This is a genomic window from Bradyrhizobium sp. 45, assembly GCF_023073155.1.
Taxonomy (GTDB): Bacteria; Pseudomonadota; Alphaproteobacteria; order Rhizobiales; family Xanthobacteraceae; genus Bradyrhizobium; species Bradyrhizobium canariense_D.
In genome coordinates this window covers 22,524-44,845 of sequence record NZ_JADPIX010000015.1, presented here as the reverse complement: position 1 = coordinate 44,845, position 22,322 = coordinate 22,524, and the positions used below count along the sequence as shown (strand labels likewise).

At 63.8% G+C, this 22,322-nt stretch carries 18 protein-coding genes, 1 tRNA gene and 1 pseudogene; 7 read left to right on the top strand and 13 right to left on the bottom strand.

Annotated features, from left to right (window positions below):
- Window positions 1-150 precede the first annotated feature (150 nt).
- Both IVB42_RS02500 and IVB42_RS02495 read left to right on the top strand, forming a co-directional pair.
- Complete coding sequence (locus IVB42_RS02500) at window positions 151-2,544, top strand: transglycosylase SLT domain-containing protein (protein WP_247370026.1); 2,394 nt, start codon at window positions 151-153, stop codon at window positions 2,542-2,544.
- 201 nt (window positions 2,545-2,745) lie between these two features.
- Window positions 2,746-3,564 (top strand): YkgJ family cysteine cluster protein, encoded by an 819-nt coding sequence (locus IVB42_RS02495; RefSeq protein WP_247396167.1) that lies wholly within the window; start codon window positions 2,746-2,748, stop codon window positions 3,562-3,564.
- Between the two features lie 317 nt (window positions 3,565-3,881).
- Here IVB42_RS02495 and IVB42_RS02490 read toward each other — a convergent pair whose 3' ends face one another.
- Window positions 3,882-5,453 (bottom strand): porin, encoded by a 1,572-nt coding sequence (locus IVB42_RS02490; RefSeq protein ID WP_085357377.1) that lies wholly within the window; start codon window positions 5,451-5,453, stop codon window positions 3,882-3,884.
- 1,325 nt (window positions 5,454-6,778) lie between these two features.
- Between IVB42_RS02490 and IVB42_RS02485 the strand changes: the two genes are divergently transcribed.
- Window positions 6,779-6,871 (top strand) — tRNA-Ser (locus IVB42_RS02485).
- Between the two features lie 290 nt (window positions 6,872-7,161).
- On the opposite strand, the gene IVB42_RS02480 is transcribed toward IVB42_RS02485, so the two are convergent.
- From IVB42_RS02480 to IVB42_RS02445, 8 genes are all read right to left on the bottom strand, one after another.
- A complete protein-coding gene (locus tag IVB42_RS02480) occupies window positions 7,162-7,428 on the bottom strand; it encodes a hypothetical protein (protein WP_085351418.1) in 267 nt (88 codons plus the stop codon).
- A 1,705-nt stretch (window positions 7,429-9,133) separates the two neighbouring features.
- Entirely contained in the window at window positions 9,134-10,618 is a 1,485-nt protein-coding gene (gatB, locus tag IVB42_RS02475) for an Asp-tRNA(Asn)/Glu-tRNA(Gln) amidotransferase subunit GatB (RefSeq protein ID WP_204511383.1), read from the bottom strand.
- Entirely contained in the window at window positions 10,615-10,917 is a 303-nt protein-coding gene (locus IVB42_RS02470; RefSeq protein ID WP_085383246.1) for a hypothetical protein, read from the bottom strand. Before IVB42_RS02470 ends, gatB begins: the two co-directional genes overlap by 4 nt.
- Window positions 10,908-12,383: an Asp-tRNA(Asn)/Glu-tRNA(Gln) amidotransferase subunit GatA gene (gene gatA / locus IVB42_RS02465; protein WP_247396169.1), complete on the bottom strand. Its 1,476-nt coding sequence runs from the start codon at window positions 12,381-12,383 to the stop codon at window positions 10,908-10,910. The genes IVB42_RS02470 and gatA overlap by 10 nt, the downstream gene beginning before the upstream one ends.
- Window positions 12,380-12,592 (bottom strand): hypothetical protein, encoded by a 213-nt coding sequence (locus tag IVB42_RS02460; protein ID WP_007611210.1) that lies wholly within the window; start codon window positions 12,590-12,592, stop codon window positions 12,380-12,382. The genes gatA and IVB42_RS02460 overlap by 4 nt, the downstream gene beginning before the upstream one ends.
- Before the next feature lie 18 nt (window positions 12,593-12,610).
- On the bottom strand, window positions 12,611-12,898 hold the full coding sequence (gene gatC, locus IVB42_RS02455) for an Asp-tRNA(Asn)/Glu-tRNA(Gln) amidotransferase subunit GatC (protein WP_085383243.1): 288 nt from the start codon (window positions 12,896-12,898) through the stop codon (window positions 12,611-12,613).
- 178 nt (window positions 12,899-13,076) lie between these two features.
- The gene (locus tag IVB42_RS02450; protein WP_247396170.1) at window positions 13,077-14,153 is read right to left on the bottom strand and encodes a nitronate monooxygenase family protein; all 1,077 of its coding nucleotides are present in this window, start codon (window positions 14,151-14,153) and stop codon (window positions 13,077-13,079) included.
- A 17-nt stretch (window positions 14,154-14,170) separates the two neighbouring features.
- Window positions 14,171-15,145 carry a nitronate monooxygenase gene (locus IVB42_RS02445; RefSeq protein ID WP_247396172.1) on the bottom strand — a complete coding sequence of 325 codons (975 nt, stop codon included), beginning with the start codon at window positions 15,143-15,145 and terminating at the stop codon, window positions 14,171-14,173.
- 95 nt (window positions 15,146-15,240) lie between these two features.
- On the opposite strand from IVB42_RS02445, the gene IVB42_RS02440 reads away from it, so the two are divergent.
- Entirely contained in the window at window positions 15,241-16,131 is an 891-nt protein-coding gene (locus tag IVB42_RS02440) for a LysR family transcriptional regulator (RefSeq protein ID WP_247396174.1), read from the top strand.
- A 216-nt stretch (window positions 16,132-16,347) separates the two neighbouring features.
- Complete coding sequence (locus IVB42_RS02435) at window positions 16,348-17,283, top strand: cyclase family protein (RefSeq protein WP_247396175.1); 936 nt, start codon at window positions 16,348-16,350, stop codon at window positions 17,281-17,283.
- 58 nt (window positions 17,284-17,341) lie between these two features.
- On the opposite strand, the pseudogene IVB42_RS02430 reads toward IVB42_RS02435, so the two are convergent.
- Window positions 17,342-17,551: pseudogene (locus tag IVB42_RS02430) on the bottom strand (hypothetical protein); the annotation flags it as partial.
- Between the two features lie 46 nt (window positions 17,552-17,597).
- Between IVB42_RS02430 and ruvX the strand changes: the two are divergent.
- The gene (ruvX, locus tag IVB42_RS02425) at window positions 17,598-18,089 is read left to right on the top strand and encodes a Holliday junction resolvase RuvX (protein WP_007603328.1); all 492 of its coding nucleotides are present in this window, start codon (window positions 17,598-17,600) and stop codon (window positions 18,087-18,089) included.
- Window positions 18,090-18,092: 3 nt separating this feature from the next.
- Window positions 18,093-19,016 (top strand): AEC family transporter, encoded by a 924-nt coding sequence (locus IVB42_RS02420; RefSeq protein ID WP_247369740.1) that lies wholly within the window; start codon window positions 18,093-18,095, stop codon window positions 19,014-19,016.
- Here the strand turns inward: IVB42_RS02420 and IVB42_RS02415 are convergent.
- The 3 genes from IVB42_RS02415 to IVB42_RS02405 are packed head-to-tail and all read right to left on the bottom strand — an operon-like array spanning window position 19,013 to window position 22,235.
- The gene (locus IVB42_RS02415; RefSeq protein WP_018458318.1) at window positions 19,013-19,777 is read right to left on the bottom strand and encodes a type II CAAX endopeptidase family protein; all 765 of its coding nucleotides are present in this window, start codon (window positions 19,775-19,777) and stop codon (window positions 19,013-19,015) included. The genes IVB42_RS02420 and IVB42_RS02415 overlap by 4 nt on opposite strands.
- Before the next feature lie 23 nt (window positions 19,778-19,800).
- Entirely contained in the window at window positions 19,801-21,444 is a 1,644-nt protein-coding gene (locus IVB42_RS02410) for an acyl-CoA dehydrogenase family protein (RefSeq protein WP_247396177.1), read from the bottom strand.
- A 20-nt stretch (window positions 21,445-21,464) separates the two neighbouring features.
- Window positions 21,465-22,235 carry a M15 family metallopeptidase gene (locus tag IVB42_RS02405; RefSeq protein WP_247369736.1) on the bottom strand — a complete coding sequence of 257 codons (771 nt, stop codon included), beginning with the start codon at window positions 22,233-22,235 and terminating at the stop codon, window positions 21,465-21,467.
- Window positions 22,236-22,322: the final 87 nt, after the last annotated feature.

The following is a 22,322-nucleotide window of genomic DNA, read 5'->3' as shown; positions in this document are numbered from 1 at the left end:
GGCTGTTGGTATTTGTCCGCATATTCAATCAAATATAGCCAGATCTTGTACAGCTAGGTCTTGAGCCAATTGACTGATTCGGGGCGACGAAACGCCGTGATCTCCTTTCCGCGCGCCGCATGGCGATCCACCGGTCTGGTCGTGTGCCTGATGGCAGGGCTGTCGGCCGGCTGCGCCGCCTGGGCCAAATCCAATGAGACAACCGCGGAGACCGCCAAGGAAACCGCGAAGGAAATCGCAAAGCCAGCCGCCAAGGACACCACGAAGGGGGCGTCCAAGGGAACCGGCAAGGACATTTCGAAGGACGCCGCCAAGGGCGCAAGCAAGGGCGCGACCAGTCCACCCGCCAAGGATGCCGCGAAGAAGCCTGCCAAGGACGCTGGCAAGGATGCTGGCAAGAACGCAGGCAAGGAACCTGCAAAGGACAAGCTGAAGCCTGCGGCTGTCGCGCCGAAACCTCAGCCGGCCGCTGGCGGCTCGGTCCCGAAGACCGCACCCGCACCGGCAGCAACGGCCATCGTCAGACCGACCGCCCCGGCCTCCGCCAAGCCCGTCGCGGCTCCTGTCCTGGCTCCGGCGACCCGCCAGCATGCCGCCCCGCGCAAGCCGGTCACACCGGCTGCGGTTGCTGCGACCTCCTCGACGCCGCAAGCCGACAAGGACACGCTGGAGACCGTGATCGAGCTCGTGCGCAAGCGCAAGGCGGGCGACGCCACCAGTGCCGCGGCCACGATCTCGGATCCGGTCGCGCGAAAACTCGCGGAATGGATCATCCTTCGCAGCGAGGACAATGGCGCGACTGTGGAGCGCTACCGCGCCTTCCTGTCCGCCAATCCGAGCTGGCCCTCGCAGACCTTCCTGCGCCGGCGCCTGGAGGCCGCGATGTGGGACGACAGGCGCGACGACCAGGTCGCGTGGTCGTGGTTCGAGAACGAATCCCCCGTGTCCGCCAAGGGCCGCTTCACGCTCGCCAAGGCGATGCTGGCGCGCGGCGACCGTGCCAACGCCGAACGTCTGGTGCGCGATGCCTGGCGCAGCGACCCGATGTCGGAAGAGACCGAAAACAACGCACTCGACCAGTTCGGCGCGCTGCTGACGCCCGGCGATCAGAAGGCGCGGATGGATACGCTGCTCTACGGCAGCGAGAACGAGGCCGCATTGCGGGCTGCAAAGCGCCTCGGGGCCGGCTATGTCGCACTCGCCAAAGCCCGCATCGCCTCCCTCAAGAAAGCGCCGAACGCTCGTGCGCTGCTCGAAGCCGTGCCGCGCGAGCTGCACGGCGATCCGGGCTTCATCTTCAGCAAGATCCAGCTGCTGCGCCGCGAGGAGAAATTTGCGGAAGCCGCCCAGCTCATGCTGTCGGCACCGAAGGATCCGGGCCGGCTCTACAATCTCGACGAATGGTGGATCGAACGGCGCCTCCTGGCGCGCAAGATGATCGACACCGAGGAATTCCGCAGCGCCTATCTGATCGCGCGCGATGCGGCCCTGCCCTCGCGCGATATCTACAAGACCGAGCAAGAGTTCACCGCCGGCTGGATCGCGCTGCGCTTCCTCAACGATCCCGCGGCCGCCACCCAGCACTTTGCCCGCATCGGGATCGGCAGCGTCAATCCGACCACGCTGGCGCGCGCCGGCTATTGGCAGGGCCGCGCCGCCGAAGCTGCAGGCCGCCAGCAGGAGGCGCGCAACGCCTACGCGCGGGCCGCCGAGCAATCCACCAGCTATTACGGCCAGCTCGCACGCGCCAAGCTCGGCCTGCCGCAGATCGAGCTCAACGCTCAGCCGCGCAGCCGCGGTGCCGAACGGCTGGAGATCGTGCGCGCCGCGCAGCTGCTCTACGAGCTCGACGAGCGCGAGATGGTGATACCGTTGCTCGCCGACATGGGCGAGAACGGCGATCCCGAAGCGCTAGCCGGCCTCGGCGAGCTCACCCAGCGCCACAGCGACGCGCGCGGCATGCTGCTGCTCGGCAAGGCCGCGCTCAATCGCGGGCTGCCGTTCGATTTCTATGCCTATCCCGTCAACGGCATTCCGCAATTCACGCCGATCGGACCCGAGGTCGAGCGCAGCATCATCTACGCCATCGCGCGGCAGGAGAGCGCCTTCAATCCCTCGGTCGTCTCGCCGGCGCAGGCCTATGGGCTGATGCAGGTGACGCCGGACGCTGCGCGCTATGTCTGCAAGCGGCACGGCGGGACTTACGATCTGGGGCGTCTGAAGAACGATTCGGCCTACAACGCCACGCTCGGCTCGGCCGAGCTCGGTGGACTGCTCGAAGACTATCGCGGCTCCTACATCATGACCTTCGCCGCTTACAATGCCGGCCGCGGCAGTGTGAAGAAGTGGATCGACCGCTACGGCGATCCGCGTGACCCCAAGGTCGACGCGGTCGACTGGGTCGAGCTGATCCCGTTCTCGGAGACGCGCAACTATGTGCAGCGGATCATGGAGAACCTTCAGGTCTACCGCGCCCGCTTCGGCGGCGGCACCCGGTTGCAGATCGAGGCTGATTTGCGCCGTGGCGCCGGCAGCGTGGAATAGCGGCGTGCCTATGAGACTCGCTTGCGGCGATCCGATAACAAGGTATCCGCGCGAGGGGGTAACGCGGTCAGCTCCCGGCGTTTGAGGCGGGGCCATCAACATGGGCCGGAGTGCTCCAGACCGTACGGTGAGAAGCTGAACGAGAAGATCGTGCAGGGCGGATCGGGCGCGCCTCAATAAGAGAAGAAAAGAACTACAAACATGGATCAGGCAATGTTGAGCGTCGCCCGTGCAGTAGAGGCAGGCGCGACGACGATGAAGGGTGTGATCGACGCCACGGGACTATCTCGTCTCAAAATCGAACGTGCGTTGAATGCGCTGGAAAAGCAGAAGCTGCTGGTCCGCGACGGGCAGGGTTTTCGCGGAACCAGCCCGACGAGGACAGCCCAGCCAGCCCGGCAATGCGGCTCATGCAATGCCTGCTGCGATATCCTCGAAGTGGCGGCCGTCGACAAGCCGGTGAACCAGCTGTGCAGGCATTGGAAGACGGGCACTGGATGCACCATCTACGAGCGCCGTCCGCAGATGTGCCGGTCCTTCGTCTGCGCCTGGCTGCAGGGCCATCTGGATGACGACTGGTTTCCGGCGAAATCGGGCATCATCGTGCATTTCAGCCAGGACGCGGTCAACGTTACCGTCGATGACCATTGCCCCGATCGCTGGCGGGAGGAGCCCTATTTCAGCAAGCTCGCCGAATGGTCGCTGAATGGCATCAAGAGGATCGGAAACCGCGGCTACGCGACCCTCGTCGTCTCCGGTGCCAGGCGGTTCCTGCTGCTCGGGCGAACCGTCGTTCCGGAGCCGACGCTGTTCGGCACCGCGTTCCTCCCGCTCACCGCCGATACATTTCGATTCTGGCGGGCGAAATCCCCGGAGCATCTGCAGCGGCTGCACGAGCGCATCGCCGAGATCGAGCGGATCAGACAGGAATTCGGCTCCTGCACAATTCCCTCGAATGAGGACGACGATCCGCAAGCCCCCTATCGGCCGGCGCTTCTACGGCTGTCGCACCACGCCTAAACTCCGGCGTCGTCGACGCGGCCTAACCCGCTCTATGCCGCTCGACTCGCGCTGGTTGCGGTCTAGACGGGCAGACCACGTTGGACGCCGTGGTGGCCATGAATCTCAAGGACCTGCCGGCGCCTCCGCCTCTTGCCGCGGCGGCTGAAGTGGTCTTGATCGCGCGATCCGAACCCAGCTCTTGATCACCCAAAGCTACTCATCATTCCACACTCCACTCGTTCTTCAGAACATGTCGGAGATCCGTGGTCCGCCTGGTGCAAAAAAAGCCCCGGCGGTTTCCCGCCGGGGCTCTCTGTCAGGTCGTTAGACCGAACTTACCAGTTGCGCTGAGCGCGGAGGAGCAGAACGAGCGTGTCCTGATCCTTCAGCTCGTACACGGCGGCCGGCTTGGCCGTCGTGCCGGCACCAGCGTAAGCAACCGTACCAGCGTACTTCTGGTCCAGATGGGTCCAGGAGAGGTCGGCCGAGAACGTCAGGTTCTTGACCGGGGTCCAGCGGGTGATGACACCGACCTGGCCGATGGCGAAGTCAGGATTACAACCCGTCACGCCCGCCAGGCCGCCGAACACGCCGCCAGCACCGCCAGCGCCGCAGAGGGTGGTCTTGGCAAGAGTGCCGTACTGCGCCTGAGCGTAAGCACCGTAGATCGCGGTGTTCCAGTATGGATCCCAGTTATGGGTGTAGGCACCCCGGAAGCCCCAGGTCTTGACGGTTTCCTGACCGCTGCCGGTCACGAACACGGTGTCCGGAGCGATGGCGAAGCCGACGCTCTGGTAGGCAACGCCGGAGCTGCCGAACATCGAGTAGCTGCCGCCCGCCAGGTTCTGGAAGTTGTAGCGGGATGCGCCGTCGGTGTAGACGCCCTGGATGTTGATCACGTCACCCGCGCCAGTCGGGATGTTCTTGATCGACAAAGCGAGCTGAGCAGCCCAACCCCACTTGTCGTCGGGATGGCCAGTCGGCTCGGTGGCGCCGTAGTAGGCAACGTGGTTGTCATGCGCAGCGACCGACGCCTGGAACAGACCCCAAGCCTGGTCGACACGGACCATACCGACGAGGTTCGGCGAACGCGAACCGCCGATGGCGTTGGAGCCATACGAACCGCCGATCATGCCAGCCGCAGTCGCGCCAGTCATGTTCAGGTTGCCAGCCTGGTAATAGGCCGTCGCATCTTCAGCCGAGAACGACGCCGTCACGCCCTGACCGAAGTCAGCGGTGTAGGTGAACTGGTTGACACCAGTGACCGTGCCGGAACCGCCGACGAGGCTGTCGAAGTTGTTGCCGGGATAGTTGGTCCAGGGCGCGTCGAACTGCGACACGGCCTTACCCATGGTGAAGCCAGCGAACTGGATGAAGGCGTAGTACACGCCGAGCGAACCGCCGGAGGTCGCGCCGTCGGTGCCGTTGACGGCCGAACCAACGAGCGCCGGGGCGGCGCCGGAGGTGTTGAGCGCCAGCGTGCTGCTGTAGGCAGTGGTACCGGTCGCGCTGCCGGTGCCGGCGTAGTTGCCGGTGGTCCAGGAGAACACGCCGTCGAAGAAGGTACGGACGACGCCGTACTCGGTCGCGGTGCGCGTGTCGATGTTGAGATCTTCACGAGCGCGCATGGTGTAGTAGTTCGTCAGACGGTTGCGCGCGCCGTTGTTCGACGTGAGCTGACCGCTGAAGTCCGAGTTGGTGTTCAGCGCGACTTCAGCGCGCAGATAACCACCCAGCTTGATGCAGGTGTCGGTGCCGGGGATGTAGTAGAAACCCGCACCGTACAGGGAGCAGATCTTCACGTATTCGACCGCTTTGGCCTTCACGGGGAGATCGGCTGCCTGCGCTCCGCCAACAGCGAGCAGACCCGCCGCGGAACCGAGCAAAAGGCTCTTAACCAACTTCATGTTAAACCTCCAAGTTTGCCATAGGGAAGGTTCCGGATCCGCTGGGTGAAGACACCCTAAGGTTGGTTCCCTTGTCCCTTAAATTCACCGCTTAGTCGCTTCGCGCCTTCGGACACACCCGCTGAACGCGAGGGACTTAAGCGAACCACCTAAGACGGGACGACCTCGGGATGCCCCCCTCCGTCGCTCAGTCACAATTACCGAACCCCCTTGCACACACAACAACAGAACGCTTCAGAACCGGCCGATCGAGCGTGTTTTCCAGCGGGTGTTGCACAAATAACACGCAGATGTGATCAGGGCGACTTTGTAACACTTTGAATCTACTGATCTTTTTCGACAGATTTCATCTGCCATCAAAAGTTCCGGCACCAGCCCCTCACATCCGTGGAGACGCCTCGCTGTGGGTCTGGGGCGCCCGAATCGTGGAATCAACCAGGGACTCGCCGTGCGCCAGCCCTTCGGGAACTGGCTGGCCTGACCATCAAGCGGCTGCAAGATCGACAAAATATCGATCTGCGCATCGTCGATCGCTTGCAGGACTTCACCGTCGAGCTTGTCTCGCAATCGACAAAGCTATGAATGACTTTTCGAGCGGCTTGCGGAGATCGCTGTTGTCGTCAGGACCGATTGAAAACGCGTACGTCTCGAAGCGGTCGGGATATTGCCTATCGATATCTCGCAGTGAGCTACCCAGCTGGATGCTCTACGTCCTGACTATTGTAAGATGAGATCCGTAGCGGCGGAGTCCTGACAGTTGAAGAATGAAACAGCGTGCCAGATCGTCCCTGCTTTGATTTCCAAGGCCGTTTCCACGGAAAGAGAAATCGCCAGTTAAGGCCCTCCCTGGTTACGGCGACGCCTGGCGCGACGGGGCAGATCCTCGGCCGGCGAGCGAGTTATCCCGACTAATAGTGAGAGCGCCCTTCCCGCAGCCCTGACACGGGACCCCGTCGGCCGATCTGAGGGCAATCACCGCTCATAGTTTGTGGCGAATCGCGGAAGAGACAATCAAATCAATCGCTTGCAAATGATTCACTTGATAGAGGCGGTCGGCGACGAAGGCAGTCGTCCCACACGCGGGCCATCCGATCCAATTTGAAAGCAAAATCAATCGTTTATATGGATGAAGGGAGCCTTTGTCCGCGCCAGAACCACTCTTAATACAAGCGCCAGAACCTCCAACTTGGCGTCCGTTATCGCGGCGTTACGTTCTCGGCCCGAGAGCAAACCGCCTGGTTTCGGAATTCGCTGGGAATATTCGAGCAAAAACACACGCTTCCAAATTGACCAGCCCAAGTAATTAGATGCATAAGGCTCGCACCGGAGAGGTGGCCGAGTGGCTGAAGGCAACGCTTTGCTAAAGCGTCATACGGTCTCAAGCTGTATCGAGGGTTCGAATCCCTCCCTCTCCGCCACTCCGCAGCTGTCCGGCCCGAAGACATGGGTAACGGAACGTACCTAAGACATGGGTGACAGCCTCGTGCCGAACGGGTTGTCGAGAGGTTGCAGGGTTATCTGCTCCGGGTCGAAGTATCCCAGATCATAGTGCAAGGGCGCGATCTAAATCCGCCGCCTCTGATCTGCGCCCAGTCATCTCGTCGGGATCGCTCACGCCGCTCCGAATCCGGATGGCGGACCACGAGGGAACCGATTAGCGAAAATCAGGTTCGCCTGCGAAAACGACCGCCGGGACGTGATTCACCGCTCAGTGGGCGGAGACCCAGGCCCTCGCCTCGCGCTGGGCGGCTGAGATATCGGCATCCGACATCTGCCCGGCGACTTCCTGGCGCAGCGTCACGGCGTCCTTGCGGCCCTTGAGCGCGGCGAGGTTGAACCATTTGTGCGCGGCGACGAGATCGACGAGGCCGGCGCGTCCGCTCGCCCAATAGAGGCCGCGCTCGAACAGCACGTCCGACAGCGCGCCTGCATCGATCGGCGTCGCGGTCTCCAGATCGAAAGTACCCTGAAACATAACGCATCCCCTTTTTTCTTATGCCGTCTCGTACCCCGAGCGCGGCTCCCGTCCGATCAACTGTTCAACTCATCCCCGAGGCTTTTTGCCCGTGCCGTTTGCCGGCTTGTTGGAGGTAATGATGGCGGGCAAATTTGAATGGCAGTTTAAGTATCGCGATGAAGCAGACGTAAACGCGCCCGCGCCAGGCGCGCACGACAAATGCAAGAAATCCCTATTTTGCAGGGACTTCTGCAATTCGTCAGATTCGGTTTACCTTGGGATTTTGGGAGAACGATAACCATTGCGCACGGTGACGCGCGTCCTGTGGTGTCCCCGCCTGCTGTCGTCACCGTATTCCAGAAACAGCAATGGTCCCACGAGAAGCTGCGGGGTACTGGATCGCCCGGTCGGAGCCGGGCGATGACACCGCAAATGGAGAAGAGGTGCGCGAACTGCCTGCAATTGCGCTGCAGCCTCCCTGCTCAAGTAGGGCGCGCATATGAAGAAGTATATGGCTGGAAGCTCGACTGCGGCCATCCTTCGAGACGCCCGCCTGCGGCGGGCCCTCAGGATGAGGGATGAGGATGCGGCAGCATCAACGCAGATGGATGCAGCCGAGCCTCATCCGGAGGGGACGGCTAAGCGGTCCTCTCGAAGGACGAGGTGCTCGCTCAGGCGCCGCTGACGTCATATGCGACAACCCTGACTGCTCAAGGGCAGAACGGCCACATCGCGGTCAGATCAACAATGTCGGGATATGGGAATGCCGGCAATACCCCGGCCTCATGAGAACGAGGGCGTCGGCGAACACGTCAGGACCAGATTCCACGTTGGCCGAAGGCCGCCTGTGAAATTGCGGAGCCCCTTACGGAGAGCCGCACCGAACGAAGAAAACTTGTTTCTTCTGCCGGACCGGGCTTAGCGAGCGAACCCGCGAAGAGAACAATCCGACCGTTGACCTGATGTCTCGCCGACACCCTCTATCGTCGACCAGAACCTTTCGAGAGGCGCTGATGACGTGCCGGCTCTCTAGGAGCCGGCAACTTCAAAAAGCGAAGTTACTTCTTCTTGGCGACCTTGCGGGTCTTCTTCGCAGTCTTCTTCACTGCGCTCTTCGCCTTCTTCGCCTTCTTTGCCTTCTTAGCTTTCTTGGCCATGTTGCCCTCCGATGTGTGAGATGGCTTAATCGCTGCATGCAGTCGGGGATCGAGTGCACACTCATCCCGAATACACCAACACAACGAAAAAAACAGCGTCTCGCTTAAAGAAGTGTTGACGGCGAAACGCGCCTGCGCCGGCGAACGCGATGCAAACGGACTGCATGAGGTGTGCTTGCGATCGCAGAGAGTGCCTGCTGCATCGACGTTTGCAACAGATGCGATTGTAGAAAAACACTATGCAGCAAGTATTTTCTTGCACGCGTGCATCGCGCACGATCGTTGCAATGATGCATCCTGCCGATCGCCCGAGCGCCTCGCGAAGGCGCTTCGCGGACTCTGAGTCGCGACTTTTGGCAACGAAAATATTTTCATGATTAACGGCGCGAGCGCTCGTCAGAGCGCGTGCAAGTCGCCGTTTTGCGCGAATCGCGTGACGGCGATTCGGTCGGCGTGTCGCGTTCGATCGGGATGAAGTTCGTCGCAGAGGATGTGCGCGAGCGTCGCATCGCGAACCGAAAGCGAGGTGACGAAGCCTGTCCGTCACCTCGTTCGAACGCGCGAGGTCAGATGCCGAGCTTGGACTTGAGCAGCTCGTTGACGCTCTGCGGGTTGGCCTTGCCGCCGGATGCCTTCATCACCTGGCCGACGAACCAGCCGAGCGACTGCGGCTTGTCCTTGACCTGCGCCGCCTTGTCGGGATTGGCCGCGATGATGTCGTCCACAACCTTTTCGATCGCCGAAAGATCCGTGACCTGCTTCATGCCGCGGCTTTCGACCAGTGCGCGGGGATCGCCGCCCTCCTGCCAGACGATCTCGAACAGATCCTTGGCGATCTTGCCGGAGATCGTACCCTCGCCGATCAGGTCGATGATCCCTGAGAGCTGTGCGGCATCGACCGGAGAGTCCGTAATATCCCGGCCTTCCTTGTTGAGACGACCGAACAGCTCGTTGATCACCCAGTTCGCGGCGACCTTGCCGTCGCGCGCGCGGTTGGCGAGTTTCTCCAACACGGTCTCGTAGAACACGGCACTCTCGCGCTCGGCGACCAGCACGCTGGCGTCGTAGGCCGACAGGCCGAGATCCGCGACGAAGCGCGTCTTCTTCTGGTCCGGCAGCTCGGGCAGCTCAGCCTTCAACTCGTCGACGAAGCTTTGCGAAAACTCCAGCGGCAGCAGGTCGGGATCGGGGAAGTAGCGATAGTCGTGCGCCTCTTCCTTGGACCGCATCGACCGCGTCTCGCCCTTGTTGGGGTCGTAGAGCCGGGTCTCCTGGTCGATCGCGCCGCCGTCCTCGAGGATTTCGATCTGGCGCCGGGCCTCGTACTCGATCGCCTGGCCGATGAAATTGATCGAGTTCATGTTCTTGATCTCGCAGCGGGTGCCCAGCGGCGCGCCGGGCTTGCGCACGGAGACGTTGACGTCGGCGCGCAAGGATCCCTTCTCCATGTCGCCGTCGCAGGTGCCGAGATAGCGCAGGATCGAGCGCAGCTTGGTCACATAGGCCTTGGCCTGCTCGGCATCGCGGATGTCGGGTTTCGACACGATCTCCATCAGCGCTACGCCGCAGCGGTTGAGATCGACATAGGACATGGTCGGCGACTGATCGTGCAGCAATTTGCCGGCGTCCTGTTCCAGATGCAGCCGCTCGATGCCGATGGTGGCGGTCTTGCCGCCGTCCAGTTCGACCACGACCTCGCCTTCGCCGACGATCGGCGACTTGTACTGGCTGATCTGGTAGCCCTGCGGCGAGTCTGGATAGAAATAGTTCTTGCGGTCGAACACCGAGCGCAGATTAATCTGCGCGTTCAACCCGAGGCCGGTCCGGACAGCCTGTCTGACGCATTCCTCGTTGATCACAGGCAGCATGCCTGGCATCGCCGCGTCAACCAGCGACACATGCGAGTTCGGCTCGCCGCCGAATGCGGTGGGGGCGCCGGAGAACAGCTTCGCGTTCGACGTCACCTGAGCGTGGACCTCCAGGCCGATGACCATCTCCCAGTCACCGGTTGAGCCCTTGAGAAGTTTGTGGGGTGCGGCAGGTGCGTTCATGGCTTGCTCCCGAGCAGCGTGGCAGCGATCCGCTCCCACTCTGCCTGTAATGAATCCGTTGCCACGGGCTGGCCGGCCTGGCGGTACCAATAGCCGGCGTTGCCGAGGTCGCCCTCGACCCGGTGCAGATAGGCGTGCACCCAAGCGGCCGCGCGGCCGCTCTCGTCCTGGACGATCTTGTGCGCCTCGTCCCAGTCGCCCTTGGCGGCCCACCATAGTGCGGCAAGTGGAGCGCTGAGGTCCGGCGGCGGCGCGGCGCCGTCGAGGCTGGCGATATACGCCGCCATCTTCACCACCATTTCGCCGGCGTGAAGCGGCCGGCGGCCTGCTCGATCACCTCGCCGAGCGAGAACAGCGTCTCCTCGTCGAAGGGACGGCCGATCAGCTGCAGGCCGAGCGGCAGGCCCTGCGCATCCTTGCCGGCGGGCACAGCGATGCCCGGCAGGCCCGCCATGTTCACGGTCACCGTGAAGATGTCGTTGAGGTACATCTCGACGGGGTCCGCGCCGCCTTTCTCGCCGATGCCGAAGGCTGCCGACGGCGTCGCCGGCGTCAGGATCGCGTCGACGCCCTTGGCGAAGCAATCCTCAAAGTCCTTCTTGATCAGCGTGCGCACCTTCTGGGCGCGCAAATAATAGGCGTCGTAATAGCCGGCCGAGAGCACGTAGGTGCCGATCATGACGCGGCGCTTCACCTCAGCGCCAAAACCTTCTGCACGGGTGTTCTCGTAGAGTTCGTTGACGTTCCGGCCCTGCTCGCGCAGGCCGAAGCGCACGCCGTCATAGCGCGCGAGGTTGGAGGACGCCTCCGCCGGCGCCACGATGTAATAGGCCGGCAACGCGTATTTGGTGTGCGGCAGTGACACTTCAACGAGCTCGGCCCCGGCCGCTTTCAGCCAGGCCGCGCCCGCTTCCCAAAGCTTTTCGATCTCGGCCGGCATGCCGTCGAGACGGTATTCCTTGGGAATGCCGATCTTCATGCCCTTCACGGACTTGCCGATCGCGGCCTCGTAGTCCGGCACGGCCATATCGACCGAGGTCGTGTCCTTGGGATCGTGGCCAGCCATCGAGCGCAGCAGCATCGCGGCATCGCGCGTGCTGCGCGCGATCGGACCAGCCTGGTCCAGCGAGGAGGCAAAGGCGACGATGCCCCAGCGCGAGCAGCGGCCATAGGTTGGCTTGATGCCGACGGTCGCGGTGAACGCCGCCGGCTGGCGGATCGAGCCGCCGGTGTCGGTCGCGGTCGCGCCCATGCAGAGCAGAGCCGCCACGGCGGAGGCCGAGCCGCCAGACGAGCCGCCCGGCACCAGCGTCGTGTTGGAGCCATCACGCCGCCAGGGATTGCCGACCGGGCCGAAGCACGAGGTCTCGTTCGACGAGCCCATCGCGAACTCATCATTGTTGAGCTTGCCCAGCATCACCGCGCCATCGCGCCACAGCTGCGAGGTGATCGTGGACTCGTAAGTCGGCACGAAGTTGCCGAGGATTTTCGAGCACGCCGTGGTGCGCACGCCCTTGGTCGCGAACAGGTCCTTGATCCCGAGCGGAATGCCGGCGAGCGGCCCCGCGTCACCCTTGGCGATCTTCTCGTCGACGGCCTTCGCCATGTCGCGCGCGCGGTCGGGCGTCTCCATGACGAAAGCATTGAGCACGCGCGCGGCTTCGATCGCGTTCAGATGCGCGTCGGTCAGCTCGAGGGACGTGAAAGTCTTTGCCGCGAGGCCCTTGCGGGCCTCCGCGAGCGTCAGCGATGTCAAATCGGTCATTTATTGATCGGGCTGCAGAAGAACGGAGACAGGGATTTGTCGTTGGCCGGGTCGTCTTTCTTGGCGGCCGCTTTCGCAGCCGCCTCGATCTCGTCGAGCACGGCATTGACGGCGACGTTGGGGTCGGCAGCCTTGCCCTGCCGCTCCATCTTGTCGAGATAGTTCATGTAAGCCTGATAGGCCTTCTCGTCGTCGCAAAGCATGCACATCGGACCACGTCCTAAAAGTTACTCGACGACCTTCGGCACCAAAAAGAAGTGGCCTTCGATCGCGGGCGCGTTGGCAACGATATCGTCGGCGATCTCGCCGTCATTGACCAAATCCTGCCGCTTTTTCATCTGCATCGGGGTGACCGAGGTCATGGGCTCCACGCCCTCGACATTGACCTCCGAGAGCTGCTCGACAAAGGCGAGCATGGCGTTGAGCTCGCCCTGCAGATGCGGAACCTCGCCCTCGGAAACCGCAATGCGCGCCAGATGCGCGATGCGGCGGACGGTAGCGGCGTCGACGGACATTATATAAGGCCTCTCACGGCAAAACCTATGTGCCGTATAGCAGAGGCCGCTTTTGCGCCGCAACCGGCGCCAGCGCATGATCCGGAAAAGTATGAAGCGGTTTTCCGAAAAGATCATGCGCAAACAAGAACCAAAAGCACGATCAGGCTTCGCCCGAAGCTCATCGCGCTTTAGGGACCTATCCGGCCAACGCCTTCATCCGGGCAAGCGCCGATTTGGCGAGATCGCGGGTCAGTTCAGCTGCCGGGACCTCGCGGCCCAGGCCGATCGCCTGCCCGGCCCAGAGATTGGTGAAATCCACCCTGCCCTGCTTCTCGGCCGCAGCCTTGAGCGGTCCCAGCGCCGTTGCGGCGTGGGGAAATGGCGGCGCGTCCGGCGAAATCGGGCCGGCCTCGCGCATCAGGCGGTTCTGAACGCCGCGCGCCGGCCGCCCGGTCATGACATTGGTAATGACGGTGGAATCATCCTGTCCCTCGGCGAGCGCCGCACGGGCCGCCGCACTGACCTTGGATTCCGGGCAGCGCAGGTAGGCACTTCCGATCTGCACGCCGGCCGCGCCGAGCGCGAAGGCGGCTGCAATGCCGCGGCCATCCGCAACGCCGCCGGCCGCAATCACTGGGACCTTCACCGCGTCGACCACCTGCGGCACCAGCGCAAAGGTGCCGGGCTGCTCCGAGATCTTGTCGGTCAGGAACATGCCGCGATGTCCGCCAGCCTCCGCGCCTTGTGCGATCACCGCGTCAGCGCCGTGCTGCTCGAGCCAGACCGCTTCCCTCACCGTCGTCGCCGAAGAGATGACCAGACAGCCGGCCGCCTTGACCCGCTTGAGCAGCGCGGCCTCCGGCAGGCCGAAGTGGAAGCTGACGATCTCGGGCTTCAGCTCCTCCACGACCTCGCAGAAGCCGGCGTCGAACGGCGCGCGGTTCGCGGCATTGATGGGTGCGGCGGGATCGAGGCCATGCTCGCGGTAGTAGCCCGCGAGGCGCTGCTTCCAGCGCGTCTCCGCCTCGGCCGTGAGCTCGACCGGTGTGTGGCAGAAGAAGTTCATGTTGACCGGCGTGGAGACGCGCTGCCGGATGATGTTGACCTGCTCGCGCGCTTTCTCCGGCGACAGCATCGCGCTCGGCAGCGAGCCCAGGCCTCCGCCTTGCGCAACGGCGATCACCAGCTCCGCGTCCATCACGCCGGCCATCGGCGCCAGCACGATCGGGAATTCGGTCTTGAAGAGATCGATCAATCGACGGTTCGGCCACATGGTTGTTCTCTCGCAGTTTAGGCGGACACGCTGGAATTACGCCGGCCGGTTAGCAGTTGCTCGGCCTCGGTCGCGATCCGTTCGACGATTTCGGCGGCGGACGGAATATCATTGATCAGGCCGACGGCCTCGCCGGCAAAGACCGCGGCGACCTCGAAATTGCCAGCGGCCCTTGCCGCGGCATATTCGACGGTCACCTCGGCGGCGCGCTGCATCAGCTCGACCTCGCGGCCGGTCCAGCGCCTGATATGATCGTTGACCAGCGTTCGCGCGGTGAACGGGGCCGGCCAGAACAGGCTGCGTGACCAGTCGACGATGACGCCGCGCACCGTGTCATTGGGATCAGCGTCGCGAATGCGCTGCTTGGCTTCCTCCGCGCCATTGGCCTCCACGCTCGCATAGAAGCGCGTGCCGATCAGCACGCCGGAGGCGCCCAGCATCATCATCGCGGCGAGCCCGCGACCATCGGCAATTCCGCCGGCGGCAACCACCGGCACGCGCCCGGCCGTGAGATCGACGATCGCAGGTACGATATCGACGGTTGTGCGCGATGCGCCGTGACCGCCGGCTTCGGTACCCTGCGCGATCAGGATGTCCGCACCGGCATCCAGTGCCTGCTTCGCCATGTCCTCGCTCTGCACCTGGCAGATCAAGCGCGCCCCGCACGCCCTGATGCGCGCTGCAAATTGTGCAGGATCGCCGAATGACAGCATGATCGCTTGCGGATTGGCGTCGAGTGCGATGTCGAGAAGTCTTGGCTGTCTTGCCAGGCTCCACGTGATGAAGCCGATACCGAACGAAGCAAAGCCGCTTAGTTGCCTGGTCTCGGCCTCGAGCCGTTCCTGATCGCCGTAGCCACCACCCAGGATCCCGAAGCCGCCGGCCTCGCTGACAGCCCGTGTCAGCCGGCTGCCGGCGATCGTGTCCATTGGAGCCAGCAGGATCGGATGCTTGATCCCCAGGAGCTGGGTCAGCGGCGTGGTGATCGGCATGGCTCCTCCGCTCTCGACACGAATATTAGTCTAGAATACCATTCTCCAAAATTGATTTCTTACGAACGCTGCCATCTCAAAAGAGAAACGATATTATGGAACTCAGCGACCTCCAGACCTTCGCTGCCGTCGCCCGGACCGGGGGCATCACCCGCGCGGCGGAAGAGCTCAACACGGTGCAGTCGAACGTCACCCAGCGCGTGAAGGCACTGGAAGCCGAGATCGGCACGCCGCTGTTCGAACGGCATAGCCGCGGCATGACCTTGACCGGTGCGGGCAAGCGCCTTTTGCCCTACGCGCAACGGATGTCCGCATTAGCGCGCGAAGCCGTGCTCGCCGCCTGCGACGACGGCGAGCCCAAGGGACCGCTCGCGATCGGCTCGATGGAAACGACCGCAGCGGTGCGGCTGCCGCCGCTGTTGGCCGATTTTCATCGCCGCTTTCCCGCCGTCCGGCTGAGCCTGCGCACCGCACCCACCGCCGACCTCGTCGCCTGCGTGCTCGAAGGCACCCTCGACGGCGCCTTCGTCGCAGGTCCGATCGTGCATGCCGATCTCACCGCGACAAGCGCGTTCCGCGAAGAGCTGGTGCTGGTCAGTGCGCGGCGCTGGGCCACGCTCGCCGAGCTGCGCGCCGGCACGCCGGAGTCGGGCCCGACCGCACTGACGTTCCGCACCGGCTGCACCTACCGGCAGCGGCTGGAACAGATCTTTGTCGAGCTCGGCTGGCCGTCAGCCGCACGCTTCGAACTCGGCACGCTCGACGGCATGATCGGCTGTGTCGCCGCCGACATGGGCGTGACACTGCTGCCGCGCGCCGTGGTCGAACGCAGTGCGATCAACGGCAGCGTCTCGATCCACGCGCTGAGCCATTCGCACGCGCAGGTCGAGACGCTCTTCATCCAGCGTCGTGCCGGACATCAAACCAGTGCACTGAACGGGTTTGCCGCCTGCCTGAAACAAGACGACGAATTCATCGCGGCCTGAGATGCCAGCGCGTTCCACCGCGCGAAATTCACTGTCACAAATCTGTCGTACTTGATTCAATCGACGCTGCGCACGGCGAGCGCTGCGTTCAGCCGCCGCAGCATGTCACCGCGAAAAGTTTTGAAGCCGACGGCTTTTCTACGTTAGGATGAGCGACTGGCCAGCGCGAAATCATAACGAAGCCAAACATCGGCAAAAACATCGGGAGGACTATCGATGCGCAATACACTCGTGTTGTGCTGTGTCGCCGCGTTGTCTGCGACGATCGAAACAGCAAGCGCTCAAGACTGGACCAAGTCGAAATGGGGACCGAACGACGAGATCGGTGCCGCCAACTACATGACGCCTGAACTCGTGCTGAAGGCTGCATCTCTGGTGAAGACCGGAAAGACCTACGCACTCGGCATCCCCGTTACGTCCAGCACGCCGGCCTATCCGCCGCGCAGCTTCAAGATCACCGTGGTGCAGCCGGGACAGGCAGGCATCGCCGGTCTCGGGCCGAACAAGGCGACCTATAACGACGACATCCTGGACACCTGGGTCGGCATCGGCAGCCAGCTCGACGGCCTTGGCCATCTCGGCGTCGAGCACGTCTACTACAATGGCAACAAGCTCGCCGACTTCGCCGATCCCACCGGGTTGAAGAAGCTCGGCATCGAGAAGGTGCCGCCGATCGTCACCCGCGGCGTGCTGCTCGATATGGCCGCCTATTACAACGCCGATATCGTGCAGGAAGGCACCGCCTTCAACGTCAAGGAGATCGACGAAGTCGCCAAGAAGCAGGGTGTTGAGATCCGCCAGGGCGACGTCGTCATCTTCCACACCGGTTGGCTCAGCCTGATCGGCAAGGACGACAAGCGTTATTCGGCCGGCGAGCCCGGTCTGGGCGTCGAAGGGGCAAAATACCTGACCAGCAAGGGCGTCGTCGCGATCGGCGCCGACACCTGGGCGCTCGAGGTGCTGCCGTTCGAGTCCAAGAACGTGTTCGAGGTGCACCAGATCCTGCTCGCGATGAACGGGACCTACATTCTCGAGAACATGGATACGGCCGCGCTTGCCAGGGACAAGGGCTACGAATTCCTGTTCGTGCTGGGCCAGCCGCGCTGGACCGGCGGCGTGCAGGCAATGATCAACCCGATCGCGATCCGTTGATCCGATACCCGGGCGAGGACCCTGCCGTCCGCAGACGCCCTCGCCCGGCCTGTCTCTCCGGCCTGAGATGCCAGCGCCGCAGCGCCACGACGGCCCAGATCGCCTCGACCACGCCAAACGGCCAGGCCCCTTGCAGGAAGCCGTAAGCCGAACCGAGCACGCAGGCCATTGCGAACATCAGCACGAACCAGTGGCTGCGGTCTTCCAGGGCGTAAGCGACCAGCATCGCTGTCACGGCGAACAAGCCGAATAATGTCAGCGCATCCATGTTCCGGGTTCACTCCGTAGCGCGACGCGTGATATGCGCTAACACCATGCCGGCTCTTATCCTGCCTCTCGTCGATGCTGCAACCCACTGGCCCGAACGCGGCGGGTTGGTCGGCCTTGATCTCGGCACCAAGACAATTGGCGTTGCCGTCTCCAATCCAGACCGCCGGTTAGCTACCGGCGTCGAAACGATCCAGCGCAAGGCGTTCAAGCAGGATGCCGCCCGGCTGCTCGCGATCGCCAGTGAACGCAAGGCCGTCGGCTTCGTGCTGGGCCTGCCCATCAACATGGACGGCAGCGAGGGCCCGCGCGCGCAATCGACCCGGGCGTTTGCCCGCAACCTCGCCGGTCTGACCGCGCTGCCCATCGGCCTCTGGGACGAGCGCCTGTCGACCGCCGCGGTCGAGCGCGAGCTGATCGGCATGGATGTCAGCCGCGCCAAGCGCGCCGAAGTGATCGACGAGCACGCCGCGATCTTCATCCTGCAAGGCGCGCTCGACCGCCTCGCCAATCTGCGCGCAGCCCCGGGGCCTGACTGATCCATGGCCGTCGTGATTGCGGCGCTCCTCCCCGTCTTTATCCTGATCGTGCTCGGCGTGGTGCTGAAGCGCACCCTGATGCGGCTCGATACGCAATGGAACGGGCTTGAGCGGCTGACCTATTTCGTGCTGTTTCCGATGCTGCTGATCCAGACGCTGGTGAAGGCCGACCTGTCCAAGGTCCCGGTCGCAGGCGTCGGCGGCGCGCTGCTGCTGTCAGCGCTCGCGATGTCGCTGCTCTGCCTCGCGCTCCGCCCCGCCCTGTCGCGGCTCGATATCGACGGCCCCGCCTTCACCTCGATCTTCCAGGGCGCGATCCGCTGGCAGACCTATGTGGCGCTGTCCGTCTCCGCCAATATGTTCGGCGAGGTCGGGCTGGCGCTCGCCTCCGTCGCGATGGTGGCAATCATTCCGCTGGTCAACGTCCTCAGCGTCGCGGTGCTCGCGCACTACGCAGCGCCGAAGAAGCAATCCGCGCGCACCGTTGTCATGACGGTTGTCCGCAATCCCCTGATCTGGGCCTGCGTGATCGGGCTCGTCGTCAACGTCATCCACCTGCCGTTGCCGAAGATCTGGCATGAGGTGGCGGACGCACTCGGCCGCTCCTCGCTCGCCATCGGCCTGCTCGTCACCGGCGCCGGACTGCATCTTGAAGGCCTGCTCCGTCCCAGCGCGGGCGCGGCTATCGGCGTGGTGTTCAAGCTGGTGCTGATGCCCGCGGTCGCGCTGGTGCTCGCCGTCTGGTTCGGACTATCCGGCGACAGCCTCGCGATCGTCGCGATCTGCGCCGCGGTGCCGACCTCCACCAGCGCCTATGTGCTGGCCCGCCAGATGGGCGGCGATGCCCCGCTGCTGGCGCAGATCATCACGCTGCAGACGATTTTGGCGGCGATCACGATGCCGATCGCGATCGCGCTGGTGGCCTAACTCCCCAGCCACATCGTCAGCACCACCGCCGTCAGATTGTTCAGCGCGTGCAGCACGATCGTGAGCCAGAGCGAGCTGCTGCGGTAGCGCATGTAGCCGAACCACAGGCCGATGGAGAAGACCTCGGCGAGGAAGTACAGGTCGTATTGCAGATGCACGACCGTCCACACCAGCGACGACAGGATGATGGCGCCGGGCACGCGCAGGAAGCTCGCAGACCAGCCGCGAAACAGAAAGCCGCGGGCGAGGACCTCTTCGGACATCGGCGCTGCCACGCTGAAGGCGAACAGCAGCATCAGCGCCGCGCCCTTGTCGCGACCGGATTTCAACAGGTCGGTCATGAAGCCCGGCGTCGCCTCGCGGCCCAGACTCCGCGACATCGTCTCCCAGGCGACCACGATCAGGATCAGCCCGACGGCGCCGAACAGGAGTTGCTTCCAGGACGGCCAATAGAACGCGAGATAGTCGACGAAGGAGGCCTTCTTGATGCGGATGGCCAGCCACACGGCGGCCAGCGTCGCCGGCAGGCCCATCGTGACCGAAAACGCGAGCGACGCCGGCTCGCGACCGATGTGCTGCATCGATGCGAGGTCGATTGGGTCACGGGCGACCCAGACCAGATAGACGATGGCCCCGATCTGCCCGACGAACATGGCTGCGAAGATGGCGATGCCCCACAGCGCCGTGCCCCAGAACTTCCAGACTCGCGGCGGCGCCGGCGTCTCGGTGAGCGGCGGCAGATCGGGATTGAGGGAGTCCATCAGGAGGCTTTCGTTTGGCAGGCTCACGGCAGCGCCCGCTCCAGCAGCGTGCGCACGTCGCCGCTCTCGAGCTCGACCGCGCCGTACATGCTGGCGTGGTTCGTGGCGAGGCGCGTGGCGGCGAACAGTTCTGCTTGACGCGGTGACACGCCGTTGAGCGCGGCGGCGGCCGCAAGCAGCGCCAGCTTCTCGACCGCAAGGCGCGCTACGCGCTCGCCGTCCGGGCGGCCGAAGGTCTTGCCGATGAATCCCGCCGTCTCGCCTGCCCCTGGCAGACCTTTGGTCTCGGCAGCAAGCGCTTGCAGGACCGACATCGCTGCCTCCGGCTCGCGCGAGAGCGCGCGCAGCACGTCGAGACACATGACGTTGCCCGAGCCCTCCCAGATCGCATTGACCGGCGACTCCCGGTAGTGCCGCGCCAGAATGCCGTCCTCGACATAGCCGTTGCCGCCGAGGCATTCCATGGCTTCGTAGAGAAACGGCGGCGCGCTCTTGCAGGTCCAGTATTTGATCGCAGGCGTCAGCAGCCGCATGTAGGCGGCCTCCGCCGGATCGAGCGGCGTCCGATCGAAGGCGCGGCAGAGCCGCATCACCACAGCCGTGCTCGCCTCCACATGCAGCGCCATGTCCGAGAGTACCGCCTGCATCAGCGGCTGATCGGCGAGATGTTTCTGGAACACGCTGCGGTGCCGGGTGTGATGCAGCGCGTGGGCGAGCCCCGAGCGCATCAGGCCGACCGAGGCGATCGCGCAATCCTGCCGCGTCATTTGCACCATCTGGATGATGGTACGGATGCCCTTGCCCTCATCGCCGACGGCTTCCGCATAGGCACCGACGAACTCAACCTCGGACGACGCGTTGGAGCGGTTGCCGAGCTTGTCCTTCAGCCGCTGGAACTGGATCGCGTTCACCGAACCATCCGGCGCGAAGCGCGGCATGAAGAAACAGGTCAGTCCCTGGTCCGCCTGCGCCAGCACCAGGAAGGCATCGCACATCGGCGCCGACATGAACCATTTGTGGCCGGTGATACGATAGGCGCCTCCCTCGCGCACCGCGCGCGTCATGTTGGCGCGCACGTCGGTACCGCCCTGCTTCTCGGTCATGCCCATGCCGAGCGTCATACCGCGCTTCTCCCACCACGGCGCGAAGCTGGGATCGTAGCTTTTCGTCGACAGCACCGGCATGACCTTGGCGCGCAGATCAGGCTGCATCGCCAGCGCCGCAACGGAGGCGCGCGTCATCGTGATCGGGCAGAGATGGCCGGTCTCGACCTGCGAGGCCATGTAGAATTTTGCCGCGCGGATGACCTCTGCGGCATCGCCCGCGGGTCTTCCATCCGCAGTCCAAGTCGAATTGTGCACGCCGGCACGGGCGCTGTGAGCCATCAGCTCGTGATAGGCCGGATGAAACTCGACCTGGTCGCGCCGATTGCCCTTGGCATCGAAGGTGCGCAGCTTCGGCGTGTTCTCGTTCGCGACGCGCCCCCGATCGGCCATCGCAGCCGAGCCCCAATGCTTGCCGAACTCCGAGAGCTCCGGTTCCGCCGCCGCAGCGCCATTGGCCCTGACCGCCGCGACCAGCGGCTGGTCCGCGGCGAACAGATCGACGTCCTCGAACGGCGGCGACTGGTTGAAGACCTCGTGGGTCGCGAAGCTGGGCTGGGTCATCTCGTGTCCTCGGCGCGGAATCAGTTCCGCCGCGGCTGGATCGGGAAATCATAGGCCGCACCGCCCGCTCCCGGCAGCGAAAAGTGCCACCACTCCTTTGCATAGTTCACAAAGCCTTGCCTTGCCATCGCAGCCACCAGCCGCTTGCGCCAGGCGCGCTGATCCGGACTGATCGTTGGTGCGGCGGTATGCCCTTTCACGTCGGTGCAGTCATAGCCGGTGCCCATGTCGACGCTGCCCTCCGGCAATCGCGCCTCGACCGGTGCCGTGCAGTCCGCGTAGGTCTTTGACGGGTCGTATTTGCCTGAATTGTCGGCGTTGAGATCGACCAGCGTGAGATCGAGCGCTGCGCCCGTCGAATGCTGCGAGCGGCTTGCGATGTAGCCGAGGCGGAACAGCTCGGTCTTGGGAATTTTGGGATTGTAGCGCCGCTCGGCGGCCGTCTCGTGGCCGTTCTGCGACCACCTGACCATGTCGAGCGAGGCCCGCGCCGGCCGGTAGCAGTCGAACATTTTCAGTGAGAGATTTTGCGCCGCCAGTTCCTGCTGGACCGCCTTCAGCCGCAGCCCAACCTCCCGCTTCACCACGCACTCGCCGGCCCCGTAGCCGGCGAGCGGACGGCCGACGAAATTGTTCGAGGTGGCGTAGCGGATGTCCTGGATGATGCTGGGCTCGATGTCGTGCAGATAGACGAAACCGCCGGGAAGCGATTGGGCGTGGGCCCCGGAAACAAAAGCCGCGACCAAGAGCGCTGTTAGAGTTGTTTTCAGCGGAAATCTCCCCTTCGTCATGGCCGGGCTTGTCCCGGCCATCCACGCCTTTTCTGCGACAGCACCTTAAGAACGTGGATGCCCGGGACGTCTAGCGCGAAGACGCGC

Bases quoted from the DNA above. Each gene is read 5' to 3' on its own strand.
- IVB42_RS02405 (WP_247369736.1), bottom strand. From the start codon at position 22,235: ATGACGAAGGGGAGATTTCCGCTGAAAACAACTCTAACAGCGCTCTTG.
- gatA (WP_247396169.1), bottom strand. From the start codon at position 12,383: ATGACCGATTTGACATCGCTGACGCTCGCGGAGGCCCGCAAGGGCCTC.
- IVB42_RS02445 (WP_247396172.1), bottom strand. From the start codon at position 15,145: ATGCCGATCACCACGCCGCTGACCCAGCTCCTGGGGATCAAGCATCCG.
- ruvX (WP_007603328.1), top strand. From the start codon at position 17,598: ATGCCGGCTCTTATCCTGCCTCTCGTCGATGCTGCAACCCACTGGCCC.
- IVB42_RS02460 (WP_007611210.1), bottom strand. From the start codon at position 12,592: ATGTGCATGCTTTGCGACGACGAGAAGGCCTATCAGGCTTACATGAAC.
- IVB42_RS02420 (WP_247369740.1), top strand. From the start codon at position 18,093: ATGGCCGTCGTGATTGCGGCGCTCCTCCCCGTCTTTATCCTGATCGTG.
- IVB42_RS02495 (WP_247396167.1), top strand. From the start codon at position 2,746: ATGGATCAGGCAATGTTGAGCGTCGCCCGTGCAGTAGAGGCAGGCGCG.
- IVB42_RS02440 (WP_247396174.1), top strand. From the start codon at position 15,241: ATGGAACTCAGCGACCTCCAGACCTTCGCTGCCGTCGCCCGGACCGGG.
- IVB42_RS02435 (WP_247396175.1), top strand. From the start codon at position 16,348: ATGCGCAATACACTCGTGTTGTGCTGTGTCGCCGCGTTGTCTGCGACG.
- gatC (WP_085383243.1), bottom strand. From the start codon at position 12,898: ATGTCCGTCGACGCCGCTACCGTCCGCCGCATCGCGCATCTGGCGCGC.
- IVB42_RS02415 (WP_018458318.1), bottom strand. From the start codon at position 19,777: ATGGACTCCCTCAATCCCGATCTGCCGCCGCTCACCGAGACGCCGGCG.
- IVB42_RS02480 (WP_085351418.1), bottom strand. From the start codon at position 7,428: ATGTTTCAGGGTACTTTCGATCTGGAGACCGCGACGCCGATCGATGCA.
- IVB42_RS02410 (WP_247396177.1), bottom strand. From the start codon at position 21,444: ATGACCCAGCCCAGCTTCGCGACCCACGAGGTCTTCAACCAGTCGCCG.
- IVB42_RS02490 (WP_085357377.1), bottom strand. From the start codon at position 5,453: ATGAAGTTGGTTAAGAGCCTTTTGCTCGGTTCCGCGGCGGGTCTGCTC.
- IVB42_RS02450 (WP_247396170.1), bottom strand. From the start codon at position 14,153: ATGTGGCCGAACCGTCGATTGATCGATCTCTTCAAGACCGAATTCCCG.
- IVB42_RS02500 (WP_247370026.1), top strand. From the start codon at position 151: ATGGCAGGGCTGTCGGCCGGCTGCGCCGCCTGGGCCAAATCCAATGAG.
- IVB42_RS02470 (WP_085383246.1), bottom strand. From the start codon at position 10,917: ATGGTGGTGAAGATGGCGGCGTATATCGCCAGCCTCGACGGCGCCGCG.
- gatB (WP_204511383.1), bottom strand. From the start codon at position 10,618: ATGAACGCACCTGCCGCACCCCACAAACTTCTCAAGGGCTCAACCGGT.